The 13,400-nt window shown below is 69.1% G+C and carries 11 protein-coding genes; 4 read left to right on the forward strand and 7 right to left on the reverse strand.

Going from position 1 to position 13,400, the window contains the following annotated elements; translation table 11 throughout:
* Positions 1-71: 71 nt before the first annotated feature.
* Genes T8T21_RS19620 through T8T21_RS19650 form a run of 7 tightly spaced genes read right to left on the reverse strand, consistent with a single transcriptional unit; the run spans position 72 to position 7,164 of the window.
* Positions 72-1,115: a Gfo/Idh/MocA family protein gene (locus T8T21_RS19620; protein WP_322338264.1), complete on the reverse strand. Its 1,044-nt coding sequence runs from the start codon at positions 1,113-1,115 to the stop codon at positions 72-74.
* On the reverse strand, positions 1,112-2,635 hold the full coding sequence (locus T8T21_RS19625; RefSeq protein WP_322338265.1) for a tripartite tricarboxylate transporter permease: 1,524 nt from the start codon (positions 2,633-2,635) through the stop codon (positions 1,112-1,114). Before T8T21_RS19625 ends, T8T21_RS19620 begins: the two co-directional genes overlap by 4 nt.
* Positions 2,632-3,150 carry a tripartite tricarboxylate transporter TctB family protein gene (locus tag T8T21_RS19630; RefSeq protein ID WP_322338266.1) on the reverse strand — a complete coding sequence of 173 codons (519 nt, stop codon included), beginning with the start codon at positions 3,148-3,150 and terminating at the stop codon, positions 2,632-2,634. Before T8T21_RS19630 ends, T8T21_RS19625 begins: the two co-directional genes overlap by 4 nt.
* A gap of 29 nt (positions 3,151-3,179) precedes the next feature.
* Positions 3,180-3,980, reverse strand: coding sequence for a sugar phosphate isomerase/epimerase family protein (locus T8T21_RS19635; protein ID WP_322338267.1), 801 nt, complete (start codon positions 3,978-3,980; stop codon positions 3,180-3,182).
* A gap of 7 nt (positions 3,981-3,987) precedes the next feature.
* Positions 3,988-4,605 carry an NIPSNAP family protein gene (locus T8T21_RS19640; RefSeq protein ID WP_322338268.1) on the reverse strand — a complete coding sequence of 206 codons (618 nt, stop codon included), beginning with the start codon at positions 4,603-4,605 and terminating at the stop codon, positions 3,988-3,990.
* Complete coding sequence (locus T8T21_RS19645; protein ID WP_322338269.1) at positions 4,592-6,352, reverse strand: FAD-dependent oxidoreductase; 1,761 nt, start codon at positions 6,350-6,352, stop codon at positions 4,592-4,594. The genes T8T21_RS19640 and T8T21_RS19645 overlap by 14 nt, the downstream gene beginning before the upstream one ends.
* Positions 6,349-7,164 (reverse strand): IclR family transcriptional regulator, encoded by an 816-nt coding sequence (locus T8T21_RS19650; RefSeq protein WP_322338270.1) that lies wholly within the window; start codon positions 7,162-7,164, stop codon positions 6,349-6,351. Before T8T21_RS19650 ends, T8T21_RS19645 begins: the two co-directional genes overlap by 4 nt.
* Before the next feature lie 132 nt (positions 7,165-7,296).
* On the opposite strand from T8T21_RS19650, the gene T8T21_RS19655 reads away from it, so the two are divergent.
* The 4 genes from T8T21_RS19655 to T8T21_RS19670 all read left to right on the forward strand — a co-directional run bounded on the left by T8T21_RS19655 (position 7,297) and on the right by T8T21_RS19670 (position 13,364).
* On the forward strand, positions 7,297-9,024 hold the full coding sequence (locus tag T8T21_RS19655) for an FAD-dependent oxidoreductase (RefSeq protein WP_322338271.1): 1,728 nt from the start codon (positions 7,297-7,299) through the stop codon (positions 9,022-9,024).
* Positions 9,011-9,829 carry a shikimate dehydrogenase family protein gene (locus T8T21_RS19660; protein WP_322338272.1) on the forward strand — a complete coding sequence of 273 codons (819 nt, stop codon included), beginning with the start codon at positions 9,011-9,013 and terminating at the stop codon, positions 9,827-9,829. The genes T8T21_RS19655 and T8T21_RS19660 overlap by 14 nt, the downstream gene beginning before the upstream one ends.
* Positions 9,830-9,861: 32 nt before the next feature.
* Entirely contained in the window at positions 9,862-10,854 is a 993-nt protein-coding gene (locus T8T21_RS19665; RefSeq protein WP_322338283.1) for a tripartite tricarboxylate transporter substrate binding protein, read from the forward strand.
* Between the two features lie 479 nt (positions 10,855-11,333).
* On the forward strand, positions 11,334-13,364 hold the full coding sequence (locus T8T21_RS19670; RefSeq protein WP_322338273.1) for an AAA family ATPase: 2,031 nt from the start codon (positions 11,334-11,336) through the stop codon (positions 13,362-13,364).
* The last annotated feature ends 36 nt before the right edge of the window (positions 13,365-13,400 follow it).

Genomic DNA, 13,400 nt, shown 5'->3' on the forward strand with positions numbered 1-13,400 from the left:
TAGCAGCGGCGAGCGCGAGGCGCGGATGTTGTCTCCGATCAGCCCGAGGCGCAGGGGGGCGGTCGCGTCGGTCATGGCGCGGGGTCTTTCGTCAGGGTGATGGTGGTGCCGGATCGGGCGGCGCGGCGCACGGCGGAGGCGACCTCGAGCGCCATCAGCCCGTCGCGGGCGGTGACGCGCGGCGCGGCGCCGGCGATCACTTGGGCGAAGTGCTCGATCTGCAGGGCGAGCGGGTCGGCGTCGCTTGTCTCCAGCGTCTCGACCTCAAGGGCCGCGAACCATGACGGCGCGCCGTCATGGCGCCACAGCCGCAGGTTCGGCAGCTCCAGCGCCCCCTCGGTGCCCGCGATCCGGTAGCAGCTCTGGTCGGTCGCCGGATATTCCGGGTTCTCGGCCGCGGTCAGCTCCCAGCTCCACGGCCCGGCGGCGGTGTCCGAGACGGTCATCGTGCCGAGCGCGCCGCTCGCGAAGCGCAGCGTGACCACGGCGCTGTCCTCGACCGCGTGGCCGCGCACCGCGTCCGAGGCCTGGGCCTGCACCGCGACGATGTCGCCGCACAGAAGCCGCATCAGGTCGATGTCATGGACGAGGTTGGTCAGCACCGGCCCCGCTCCCTCGGCCCGCCGCCAGTCGGGGGCAAAGTAGTCGGCGGGCTTCATCAGCCAGGTGAAGCCATGCGCGGCCACCACCCTTCCGATCCGCCCCGACCCGATCGCCTCAGCGGCGGCCCTGACGCGCGGGTTGTGGCGGCGGTGATGGCCCGCCAGCATCGGCACCCCGGCCGCCTCGGCGGCCGTCACGATCCGGCGCGCATCCTCGAGCGTCGCGGCCAGCGGCTTCTCGACCAGCACCGGCACGCCGGCGGCGATGCAGTCGAGCGCGTTCTCGGCGTGCATCCCGTTGGGCGTGGCGATCACCACCCCGTCGGGCCCGGCCTCCAGCAGTGCTGCGAGGCCGTCATGATGGGCGCAGCCCAGTTCGGCGGCGAGCGCCCCGGCCTGTGGCGAGGGATCGGCGATCCCGGCGAGCCGCGCCGTGCCGGAGGCGGCGATCAGCTCGGCGTGGCGCCGGCCGATCCGGCCGGCGCCGAGCACGGCGATGGCGGGCGCGCTCATACCCCGTCGCCCTTGGCGCGGCGGGTGCCGAAGCGCCCGCGCAGCCCGGTCCAGAGCGGGGTCTGGCTCAGGAAGATGAACACCACCGCCCCGAACAGCACCAGCGACAGCGGGCTGGTGAGGATGCCCGCGAACAGCGCGCCCAGATCCTCCTGCTCGGAGATGATCGCCCGGCGCCAGTTCTCGTCGATCAGCCGGCTCAGGATCACGCCGAGGATCACCGGGCCGACCTGGTAGCCATAGGTCTTGAGCAGGTAGCCGAAGGCGCCGAACAGCAGCATCCAGTAGACGTCGGTGATCGAGTTGTTGACCGCGTAGGCGCCGACGATCGACAACAGCAGGATCAGCGGGATCAGCACCGTGCGCGGCATCTCGACGATCTTGGTGAACAGCCGGATGCCGGTCAGGCCGAAGACCAGCATGAAGATGTTGGCGAGCACCAGCGCCCCGGTGATGAACCAGAACATCTGCGGCTGCTCGATCATCAGCATCGGGCCGGGGTTCAGGCCGTGGATGAACATCGCGCCGATGATGATCGCGGTCACCGCGTCGCCGGGGATGCCCAGCGTCAGCATCGGGATGAAGGCGCCGCCCACGGCGGCGTTGTTGGCGGTCTCGGGCGCGACCAGCCCCTCCTGCGCGCCCTCGCCGAAGGGCACCTCGGGGTGCTTGGTGATCCGCTTGGCGTGGTCATAGGCCATCAGCGCGGCGATGTCGCCACCCGTGCCCGGCAGCGCGCCGATGATCACCCCGATCGACGAGGTCTGCATCGAGAGGGGCAGATACTTCCAGATCGCGCCCCATGAAGGGACAATTCGGCCGATGGTCTGTTTGACCGCTGCCTTGTCGATGTGGTGCAGTTGCATCAGCGCTTCGGAGACGCCGAACAGGCCGATCATCACCGCGATGAAGGAGATGCCGCCCCAGAGCTCGACCACGCCGAAGGTGAAACGCTCCTGCGCGGTCAGCGGATCGAGCCCCACCGCCCCGATCAGAAGGCCGAGGCTGCCGGCGAAGACACCCTTGAGCAGGCTCTCTCCCGAGAGTGACCCGACCAGCAGGATGCCAAGGATTGCCAGCAGCATGTAGTCGCGCGGCTGGAAGGTCAGCGCGAACTCCGACACGAACGGCGCGGCCACCGCCAGCACGCCGATGCCGATGAAGCCGCCGACGAAGGACATCACCGTCGACAGGCCGATCGCCTCGCCGGCCTGCCCCTTCTGCGCCAGCGGGTAGCCGTCGAGCGCGGTGGCGATCGCCGAGGGCGCGCCGGGGATGTTCAGCAGGATCGCCGTGCGCGAGCCGCCATAGACCCCGCCCATGTAGATGCCGACCATCAGGCACAGCGCCGGGTAGACGTCCCAGGCGAAGGTGAAGGAGATCAGGATCGACACCGCCATCGTCACCGACAGGCCCGGTATCGCGCCCACGTAGATGCCGGCGAAAGTGCCCAAGGCCACCAGCCCGAGGAGTTTCAGGTCGAGCCAGGAGATCAGGAAGAATTGCAGAGCCTCGATCATTGGGCCTCCTCCCCGGAAAACAGGTTGCCGAGCCAAGCCAATATCTCGCCCTCAGGTACGATCCCCGACGGCATCAGAACGGTGAACACCAGCCGGAAGATCACGTAGACCAGCGCCAGCGACGCCAGCGAGATGCCGAAGGACCATAACAGCCCCCGGCGCCGCAGCGCGAAGATCGACACGGTCAGGAACAGCAGCGAGGTCGGCAGGAAGCCCAGCGGCTTCAGAAGCAGGGCGTAGCCCAGCATCATCGCGAACATCGCCAGGATCACCGGCGGCGTCACGTCCGAGAAGAACCGCAGCGCCGCGCGTTCGCGCAGCTGCAGCGTCTTGACCAGGATCGCCAGCGACGACACCAGCATCGCGAAGGCCGCCGCCATCGGAAACGCGCCAGGCGAGGACAGCGCCTCGAACCCCGCGATCAGATAGGCCTGCCACAACAGAAAGCCGCTCAATGCCACGAGCACCACCGCAAAGGCGGTCTCGCCGGGCATCCTCTTCGATGGATCGTGCATGGGTCTCCTCCCCCTTGCTCTCGGGTGCGTCAGCCGAGCAGCCGACACGCCGCCTCGAACGCCTCTTGCACCCGGTCTTCCGCCGGCACCACGCCCTGTCGGGCCAGCTGCGGCACCTCGACGCTGAACACGATGTCAGCGGGCAGGGCGGCGATCAGCGCCGCGAGGTCGATCCCGCCCGTGCCGGGCATCATCCGGTCGCCACGCGCCAGCGCGATCAGCGCCTCGGGCGCGGGGTCGAACGCCGCCGGCGCGTCGCAGAGCTGGGCGTAATGCAGCCAGTCGCGCGGCAGCGCCGCCACCGCTTCGGGCGTGCCGCCCGCCCGGTGATAATGCAGCGCGTCGATCAGCAGCCCCGCCGCCGGATGCGCCACCGCGCGCAGCACCTCGGCGGCGGCGGCGATGTCCGGCACGGCGGTCCAGGGCATGAACTCCAGATCCGCCGTCAGCTCGTGCGACCGCGCCAGGTCGCACAGCCGGCCAAAGCCGTCGATCAGCCGCGCCCGATCCGTGTCGTCCCCGGCGACCAGCACGTGGCGCGCCCCCAGCTCGCGGCCGCGCGCCAGCAGCCCCTCGACCCGGCGCGGGTCGAAGCCGGGTCCGATCCGCACGATCTCGACATCGGCGAGGGTCACCCCGGTGTCGCGCATCGCCGCCCGCGTCTCGCGCGCCAGCGCGGCATCGGTCAGCAGCGGATAGGGCCCGTCATCGGCGGCCGGCAGCAGCCGCAGCCCGACATGGTCGAAGCCGTGATCGGCCGCGACCCGGACCATCTCGGGCGGCGCGAGCTCGGGCGCGGTCAGATGCGCGAGCGACAGGCGATGGGTCATGGCCATCTTAGCGCAGCGGCGAGAAGGGCAGCGGCGCCGCCAGGGTGGAGGTCATCTCGGCGGTGAGCCAGTCCGGCCCGCCTTTGGGCGGCCAGACCCCGTCGGCCACCGTCCGGCCCCGGATCTCGGCGCGGGCATCGGCCGAAGGGTAGGGCCAGATCTGGGTGAACCGGGTCGGCCCGTCGAGCGAATACATCGCGATCGAAAGCGGCGAGTATTCGGTCCGCACCGGCAGCGCCGCGCGCCATTTCTCGATCGTCGGCGCCAGTCCGTCGAGCCTAGGCCGGTAGCTGCGGATCTCATAGACGCGGCCATGCTCGCCCGGTGTCACCGGCAGGGTGAAGTCGAGCGGCAGGTAGCTGTCCGCGCTCCAGCCGCGCAGCTGCTCCTTGCAGCCGAACGGGTCGTCAGAGAGCCGGGCGCGTTGGCGTTCGCCGATCAGCTCCTCGGCTGTCTCGAAGCCGCGCAGCACGATCACGTCGTTGAGCTGGCCGACATCGCTGGCCCAGGCCCCCAGCAGCGTGCCGCGCGCCTCCGGCGCCTCGAGCCAGGCCTGCAGCCCCGGCGCGGCCTTGGCCGCGCCGAACAGCACGGTGTTGAGGGTGACGAGTTCAAACAGTTTCATGGAGGTCTCCGCTCGCGTTTGCGGTGGCAGGGGCCGCGCCGTCGCGCCTCGCGGCGGCATGGGCGGCGATGAATCCGAAGGTCATGGCCGGGCCGAGGGTGATCCCGCCCGAGGGGTAGTGGCCGCCGAAGATCGAGGCCATGTCGTTGCCGGCGGCGAACAGCCCCGGGATCGGGCGGCCCGCCGCGTCGCGCACCCGCGCCTCGGCGTCGCAATCGAGCCCGGCAAATGTGCCGAGGCTGCCCGGCACCAGCCGCACCGCGTGGAACGGCCCGCGCTCCAAAGGTCCCAGCGTCGGGTTGGGGCGGCGCTCGGGGTCGCCCTGCACCCGGTCGTAGCGATTGCGGCCACGGCCGAAATACGGATCGTCACCCCGTTGCGCGGCGGCGTTGAACCGCGCGATGGTCGCGGTCAGCACCTCGCCGTCGAGCCCGCAGCGCGCCGCCAGCTCGGCCGGGGTCCGGCCGCTCACCAGGTAGCCGGCCCGGCGATAGGGAGCGAGCGGGAAGGGAAAGGGCTTGGACCAGCCCAGGCCCCAGCGCCGCTGCGCGCGGTGATCGGCGATCAGCCAGCATTCCGCCGCCGCGCCCTCGGGCGTCGCCTCGAACAGCGCGGACATGAAGGCGTGGTAGCTGCCGGCCTCGTTGCAGAACCGCTCGCCCGCGCCGCGCACGGCGATGATCCCCGGCCGGGCGCGGTCCACCAGGTGCGGGAAATGGTAGTGCCCGCCCTGCCCGTCCGGCACCAGCGAGACCGGCGCCCAGGCACCGCCATGCACGAGGTCGCTGCGCAGCCGCGCGCCCGCCCTCTCGGCCATCCGCAGCCCGGCGCCGGTGTTTTCGCGCGGCGCGGCCGAGCGGTGCCCCCGCGCCGCCGCCGGGGCGAAGAGCCGCTCCTGCAGATCCGGCGCATGGGGAAAGCCGCCGGTGGCGAGCACCACGCCGCGCGCCGCCCGCAGCTCGCGCCCATCCTCGAGCCGGACGCCGGTCACCCGGGCGCCATCGCGCAGCAGATCGGCGACGCCGGTCCCGGCCCGCAGATCGACGCCCGCCTCGGAGGCGGCGCGCAGCAGCCGCGCGGCGAGCGCGTTGCCGCCCACCAGCTGCATCGCGCGGCGGTGCCGCAGCAGGTCGCGCCCGTGCCGCGCCAGCCGCCGCGCGACATGCAGCAGCGAGGCCGGGCGCCGGGTCGCGTTGAAGAAATGTCGCATGTCGGCCCCCGCCGCGAGACCCATCCCCGCCAGCGAGATCACCCCGAGCGGCGGGCGCAGCCGGTCGATCAGCGGCCCCAGCGACCGCCCGTCCACGGGCCGCGCGCAGACCGAGCGCCCGCCCGCGACCGCCCCGTCGAGGTCGCGGAAATCCGGGACCGAATTGCCGTCGATCCATTCCATCGCGCCGTGGCGGCGCAACCAGTCGACCATCTCGGGCGCGGTCTCGAGGTAACGCGCGATCCGCGGATCCTCGTCCGCCGCCGGCCCCATCACCGATCGCAGATAGCGCATCGGCGCGCCCGGCGCCTCCGCGATGCCAGCCTCCCGCGCCAGCGGGTTGCCCGGCACCCAGAGCCAGCCACCCGACCAGGCTGTGGTGCCGCCAAAGCGCCCGGCCTTCTCGAGCACCGCCACCGACAGGCCGAGCCGGGCCGCGACCACCGCCGCGGTCAGCCCGCCCGCCCCCGAGCCCACGACCACGAGGTCGCACGCATCGGTCATCGGCGGCTTCTGGTCGGGCGCGGCCGCGTTCATGCCCGCCGCCGCGTATCAGCTGCCTGAAAATGGCGCGAGAAGGCCCGCGACGCGCGGCTCGCCTGTGACAGCTCCTCCGCCGCCGCCGCGAGGTCGGGCGCCATGGATTCGAGCCGCTCGGGCGTGGCGCGCACCGCCGGGCCGGCAATCGACACGGTGCCGATCGGCAGGCCGCTGTCGGGGTGGCGGATCAACATGGCGATCGCCGCCATGCCGGGGATGAAGCTGTCGGTGCAGATGGCGTGACCCGCCGCGCGGGCGCGGGCGATGGCCTGCATAAGCTCGTCGAGCTTGCGCGGCGCCGCCGGGCCGGCGCCGGGGCGTTCCAGCCCCTGGCGCATCACCGCCGCGACCGCTGCCTCGTCGCTCATCGCCGAGAGCCAGGCGTGCCCCCCCGCGGCCGAGGCCAGATGCACCACCTGTCCCTGCTCGGCGCCGGGATCGTAGCGCAGCCCCGACGTCGCGCCCTGCGCCACGCCGACCCAGGCCAGATCTTCGCCATCGGCCAGCGCCAGCCGGACCAGTTCGCCGCTGCGCGCCGCCAACCGGTCGAGAATCGGCTGGCTCAGATCCGGGATGCCGGTCTGCGCGAGAAAGGTCAGGCCGATCGTCGCCAGCTTGAGCGACAGCGCGTAATCGCCCTGGTCGCGCACCTGCCGCACATAGCCCAGCGTTTCCAGCTCCTTGAGCAACCTGTGCACCCCCGAAAGCGGCAGGCCGAGCGCCTGCGAGATCTCGCTGATCGATGCCCCGTCGGGCCGCATGGCGAGAAAGCTCGCCACCGAAAGCCCCTTTTCCAACGCGCTGCTCATCGGCGCCTCCTTGACCGTCATGCAATCACCATACGGAAAATCGCCCCATACTGGAAGTATTTTCTAAACTTGAATCACTTTCCGTTTTTTGATTAGGTGGTAGCAAGGAGCGATTCGCTGGGGAGGATGGGCATGGATGCGGATGTGAAAGAGCGGCAATACGATGTCGCGGTGGTCGGGTCCGGAGCCGCCGGTCTGTGCGCGGCAGTGATTGCGGCTCTGGACGGCGCCTCGGTGGTGCTGATCGAGCGGACCGGCCTGATCGGTGGCACCTCCGCCCTGTCTGGCGGCACCGTCTGGGTGCCGCTGAGCGCGCCGGGCCGCGCGATCAACCCGGAGGATGACCGCGAGCGGGTCTCGGCCTTTCTCGACGGCGCGGTCGGCGGCCATGGCGACCGCGCAATGCGCGAGGCGTTCCTCGATGCCGGGCCGGGCGTCATCGCCCGCCTCGAGGCCGAGACGCGAGTCGCCTTCCGCCCCTGCCCACGCCACCCCGATTACGAATGGGCGCCGCCGCACGCGACCCTTAACGGCCGCGCGATCGAGCCGGTGCCTTTCGACACGCGGCCGATGGGCCGTCTGCGTGAGGCGATCCGCCCGCCGATCCCCGAATTTACCATTCTCGGCGGCATGAACATCGACCGCACCGACATCCCCCAGCTGCTGGCCCGCTGGCGCAGCCCGTCGGCAATGATGCACACGCTGCGCATCGTCGCGCGCTACGGCCGCGATCGGCTGCGCCACGGCCGCCATACCCGGCTGGTGATGGGCAACGCGCTGGTCGCCCGGCTGCTGGCCAGCGCCGCCGATCTGGGCGTCGAGATCCGGCGCGACACAAGCGTCGCCGAAATCATCTCCGATGCCGGTCGGGTCACCGGGCTGGCGCTCGACGGGCCGGGCGGGGCCGAGAGGATCGCAGTGCGTGGCGGGGTGATCCTCGCCACCGGCGGCTTCGGCCGCGATCCGCGCCGCCGCGCCGCGCACCTGCCCGCGGCGCTCGGCCCCGACAGCCCCGCCGCGCCGGGCCATACCGCCGAGCTGCACCCGATGGCCGAGGCGCTTGGCGCGCACTACGGCACCGGGGGCGCGCAGAACGCCTTTTGGGCGCCCTGCTCGATCCGCACGCGTCGCGACGGCAGCCGGGCGGTGTTTCCGCATTTCGTACTCGACCGCGCCAAGCCCGGCACGGTCTGCGTCGACGCGCGCGGGCGGCGCTTCGTCAACGAAACGCTGTCCTACCACCGGTTCGGCCAGGCGATGCTCGAAGGCGGATCGGATACCGCGCATGGCTGGATCGTCGCCGACGCGGCGGCGATCCGGCGCTATGGTCTCGGCATGGTGCGACCCGGCGGCGACAGGCTCGGCCCCTATCTCTCTGACGGCTACCTGATCCGCGCTGACAACATCGCCGAGCTGGCCGCACGGATCGGCGCGGAGCCCGCGACACTCGAGGAGAGCGTGGCGCAGATCAACGCCGCCGCGCGATCGGGCACGGATACCGCCCTTGGGCGCGGCACTACCCCGTATCAGCGCCACAATGGCGATCCCGCCGTCGAACCGAACCCGACGCTCGGCCCAATCGCCACCGCGCCCTTCTATGCCGTCCGCCTGCAACCGGCGGATATCGGCACTGCCCTGGGCTTTCGCGCCGACGTCTCGGCCCGGCTGCTGCGCGCCGACGGCACGGTGATCGAGGGGCTCTACGCCGCCGGCAACGACATGCAGTCGATCATGGGCGGCACCTATCCGGGACCCGGCATCACCCTCGGCCCGGCCCTCGTCTTCGGCGCGATCGCCGGCGGCCATGCCGCCGCCCGCGCCGCCCGAACCAGCAAGGAGACCTCCCATGCCGCAGCTTGACGGCGAGACCATCCTCTACCCGGTGATTGGCGATCCGGTCGCGCAGGTGCGCTCGCCGCGTTACCTCACTGAGATCCTCGCCCGGCGCGGCGTCAACGCCATCGTGCCGCCGATGCAGGTGCCGGCGGCACGGGTCGCGGCGGTCTTCGACACGATCCGCGCGGTGCCGAACATCGGCGGCGCGGTGGTGACGATCCCGCACAAGATCCCGGCGATCGACCATTGTGACGTGGTCAGCGAGCGGGCCCGCTTTGTAGGCTCGGTCAACGTGATCCACAAAGATGCGCAGGGCCAGCTCGTCGGCGACAATCTCGACGGGCTGGGCTACATGGACGGGGTCGCGGCCCGGGGTTTCGACCCCGAGGGGCGCCGGGCGTTGCTGATCGGCGCCGGGGGCGCCGGCGCCGCTGTGGCGCACGAGATCCTTGCCCGCGGCGCCGCCTTTCTTGCTATCGCCGATCTCGACGCAGCCCGGCGCGATGCGGTCATCACCGCGCTCGAAACGCGCTTTCCGGGCCAGGTCGGCCCCGGATCCGACGACCCTACGGACTTTGACCTGATCGCCAATGTCAGCCCCTGCGGCATGCGCCCCGGCGATCCCTTTCCGGCCGATCCGGCCCGGATGCGGCGCGGGCAGTTCGTGGCCTGCGCGATCACCCGGCCCGAGGTCTCGCCGATGGTCGCGGCGGCGCGCGAGCTGGGCTGCGCCACGATGACCGGCGCCGGCATGTTCGAGGCCGAGGCCGAGCGGCTGGTCGATTACCTGCTCGCGGGGGCGGCACTGCCGCCGTCGCGCGCGGCCTGAGCGATTCATCGAAGGAGGAGGAGAAGATGAAAATGAGGACAACCCTGATCGGCGTGGCGCTGGCCGCGATGACCATGGCCGCCCCGGCGCTGGCCGAATTCCCGGAAAAGGAGATCCAGGGCGTGATCCAGTGGGGGGCCGGCGGCTCGACCGACACGGTGATGCGCTCGGTCACGCCCCATGCCGAGGAGATCCTCGGCGGCAAGGTGGTGCTGACCAACCGCACCGGCGGCGTCGGCGCGATCGCGATGAAGCACGTGATGGCCCGTCCGTCCGATGGCTACACGCTGCTGATGGGCGCCGAGAACCCGCAGATGTACAAGGTGCTGGGCCTCGCCGAGACCGACTACAACGACATGGTGCCGATCAACGTGCTGGCCCGCGGCATCCCGATCTTCGTCGCCAACAACGACGCGCCCTATGACGACATGGCCGGCCTGATCGCCCATGCCGAAGCCAATCCCGGCGCGGTCAAGGTCGGCTCGACCGGGCCGGGCGGCCTGACCTCGATCGTGCTGGCGATGCTGACCAACCAGGTGCCGCTCGACTTCACCCGCGTGCCCTATGACGGCGACGGCCCGGCGCTCACCGCGCTGCAGGGCGGCGCGATCGACGTGATGCCGGCGGTGCTCGGCGCGGCGATCGAGGGCATCCGCGCCGGCCGCATGAAGGTGATCGGCCTCGTCGACACCGAGACCCACCCTCTGCTTCCCGATGTCGCCCCGATCACCGAGACCCTGCCGGGGCTGGCCGACTACCTGCCCTGGGGGCCGTTCTTCGGCGTGTTCGTCAAGGACGGCACCCCCGACGATATCGTTGCGACGCTGCAAGACGCTTTCGCCGAGGCCGCACGCAGTCCCGAGTTCGAGGCGCTGATGGCGGACCGCGGCTTCAGCATCATGAATGCCTCGGGCGCCGAGGCCGAGGCATTCCTCGACGCCTATCGCTCGACCTCCTCCTGGATCGTGCACGAGGCGGGCTTCGCCAAGCGGTCGCCCGAGGAGTTCGGCATCCCGAAGCCCTGAGCGCAGCAGTCGGCATCGGCGGATTTGTCCTGTTTTCGCTTACAGACGGGCGATAACTGGAGTGGCCTGGAAACTGGACGCCGCCGCAACCATTTGCGGCGGCGTTTTCGCGTTGTTGTTGGCCATAATTGAGCCATAGCTCAATGGTCAACAAGCAGGTCGTCTGATCCGCAAAAAGGAGGTGCGCGGCGGGGCCAGCTTCAATCCATGGTCAACGAGTTGCCAATGGAAGCGCCGCTGATAGAGTGGATAGCTCCCGCTCCCGGCATCGTAATGTGCCACATTGGGTGCTGTTATGCTGAACCCATGTAAGGAGCCATCCATGGAACAGCCTAATCGACCGGCCAAGCTCGGAGATCGTCGGCGAAATCAAGAGGCTGTTCCGGGAGGTGCGGAGCAGGCTGTGACCTACAACTTCCGTGATCCCGCTTCGGGCCAATATCCCCTTAAGAACGTTCACCATTCCTCGAGGTTTTGACATGCAGCTGTCCACGTTCCGGATCATGAACTACCGCTCTATCCAGGACAGCGGCGAGATTTCAGCCTTCCGGATCACAGCTCTCCTGGGGCGGAACGAAAGCGGCAAGTCGAACCTCCTGCGGGCCCTGACCCATGTGAACCCTGTCGGAGGTCTGCAGCCTCTGAATGGCGTGAAGGACTTCCCTCGGAACAGGCGCCTTGAGCAATGCAGCGAGGATACCCCGGTTGCCGTTACAACGTGGATTCTGGATAAACATGAGCAGGACCACATTTCCAAAATCTGGCCATGTGCGCGGCCAAGTGAACCCATCAAGATCACGCGCTTCTACGGTGCAAAGCGAACCATATTTGTTCCGCGCGACGACCTTCCCTTCGAAAAAGATGCCATCGAGAAGGCCGTGCAGAAGATCGGTGCTAGCGTCAAAGCGGCTGCAACCAGGGTCGAGGACGCCGCAGCAAAATCGGTCCTCGAGGCGGCCGCCGACACATTCAAGGCCGCGGCCGCACCTCAAGAGGATCCTCAGGCATGGGCAACCGCCGCACTTGCCGCGATCGATATCCTCCAGACGGAACTGGCCAAGGCCGACGAAGAATTCACCGACAAGCAGGAAGAGGTCCTTACGAGCCTGCGGAAGAATGCCCAAGCGATTGCCGGAGACGAAAAGGCACATGCCACAGCCCGGAGTTGGCTGATGGAACACCTACCCTTGTTTGTCTACTTCGACGACTATCCGGAAATTCCCGGCCACCAGAACATCCCCGCGTATCTCAAGCGCAAGGCTGAGGGCACTGCGAACACCGCTGACGAGAATTTCGAAAAGCTCTGCAAGGTGGCTGGTCTCGACCCTACTAGACTGCAGGAGATTCAGAAGTCGGACACTGAACAACGGAACCAACTCGCGAACCGCGCCAGTTCGGTCGTTTCTGGAGAGCTGCAGAAGCGCTGGACCGACCGGAAGGTGAAGGTTCGATTCAATCTCGACGGCGACGACCTGCACACCTTCGTCTCAGACACTGCGAAGAGCTTCGATGTGGACGTGAACCTCAATGAACGCAGCCGCGGGTTCCAGTGGTTCTTCAGCTTCTACACCGCTTTCGCGGCGGATACCGACAACGGCGATAAGGACACCGCGATCCTGCTGCTCGACGAGCCGGGGCTCTACCTGCACGCTAAGTCCCAGGGCGACCTGCTCATCCACCTTGAGGACGACTTCGATAACCAGATCCTCTACACCACGCACTCCCCATTCATGGTGCCGACCAAGCACCTCGACTGGGTGCGGACAGTCAACATCGCCGAAACTGACGGGACCACCGTCACGAACAACCCGTCCGGCGACCGGAAGACCCTGTTCCCCCTGCAGGCAGCCCTTGGCTACGATCTGGCGCAAAGCCTCTTCGTAGGCGGGAGCAACCTGATCGTCGAGGGCGTGACCGATTTCTGGATCCTGTCGGCGGTGTCGGAATACCTGGCCTCCCAAGGCCGTCAGAGCCTCGACGAGAGCCTGACGATCACGCCGGCCGGCGGTGCCCAGAAGATCCCCTACATGGCAGCGCTGCTGGCTTCGGAGAACCTGAACGTGCTGGTTCTGCTCGACCACGAGAAGGATGCGCTCTCGACCCGGGAGGACCTCCTGAAGACCAAGGTTCTTCGGGAGAACAACATCCTGTCGATCGGTGATGCGTTTGAGGAGGACGTGCGCCCCAAGGATGCCGACATCGAGGACCTGCTCGACGCCTTGATCTACGAGAAGCTCGTCCGCGACAGCCATGCTCCCGAGATCGGGAAGAAGAAGCTCACTGTGAACGATCGCATCCCGCGGCTTGCCAAGCGCATGGAGCAGGCCCTCAAGGGGGTCGACGTAGAGTTCAGCAAGACCCGCCCTGCCCGGCTGTTCCTCGAGAAGATAGGCCAGTCGCCTGCGGACGTTCTCACCCCGGACGCTCTCGCCAGGTTCGAGCGCCTGATCGTTGCGATCAATGAGAAGCTGGCGCGTCACATCGCCCGGGATGCACGCGCCTTCCAGTGAGCGTATCGCGTTGGCAGCTGCCAACATGTGCCCGGA

Origin of the sequence: Limimaricola variabilis (genome assembly GCF_034371605.1) — a bacterium.
Taxonomy (GTDB): Bacteria; Pseudomonadota; Alphaproteobacteria; order Rhodobacterales; family Rhodobacteraceae; genus Limimaricola; species Limimaricola variabilis.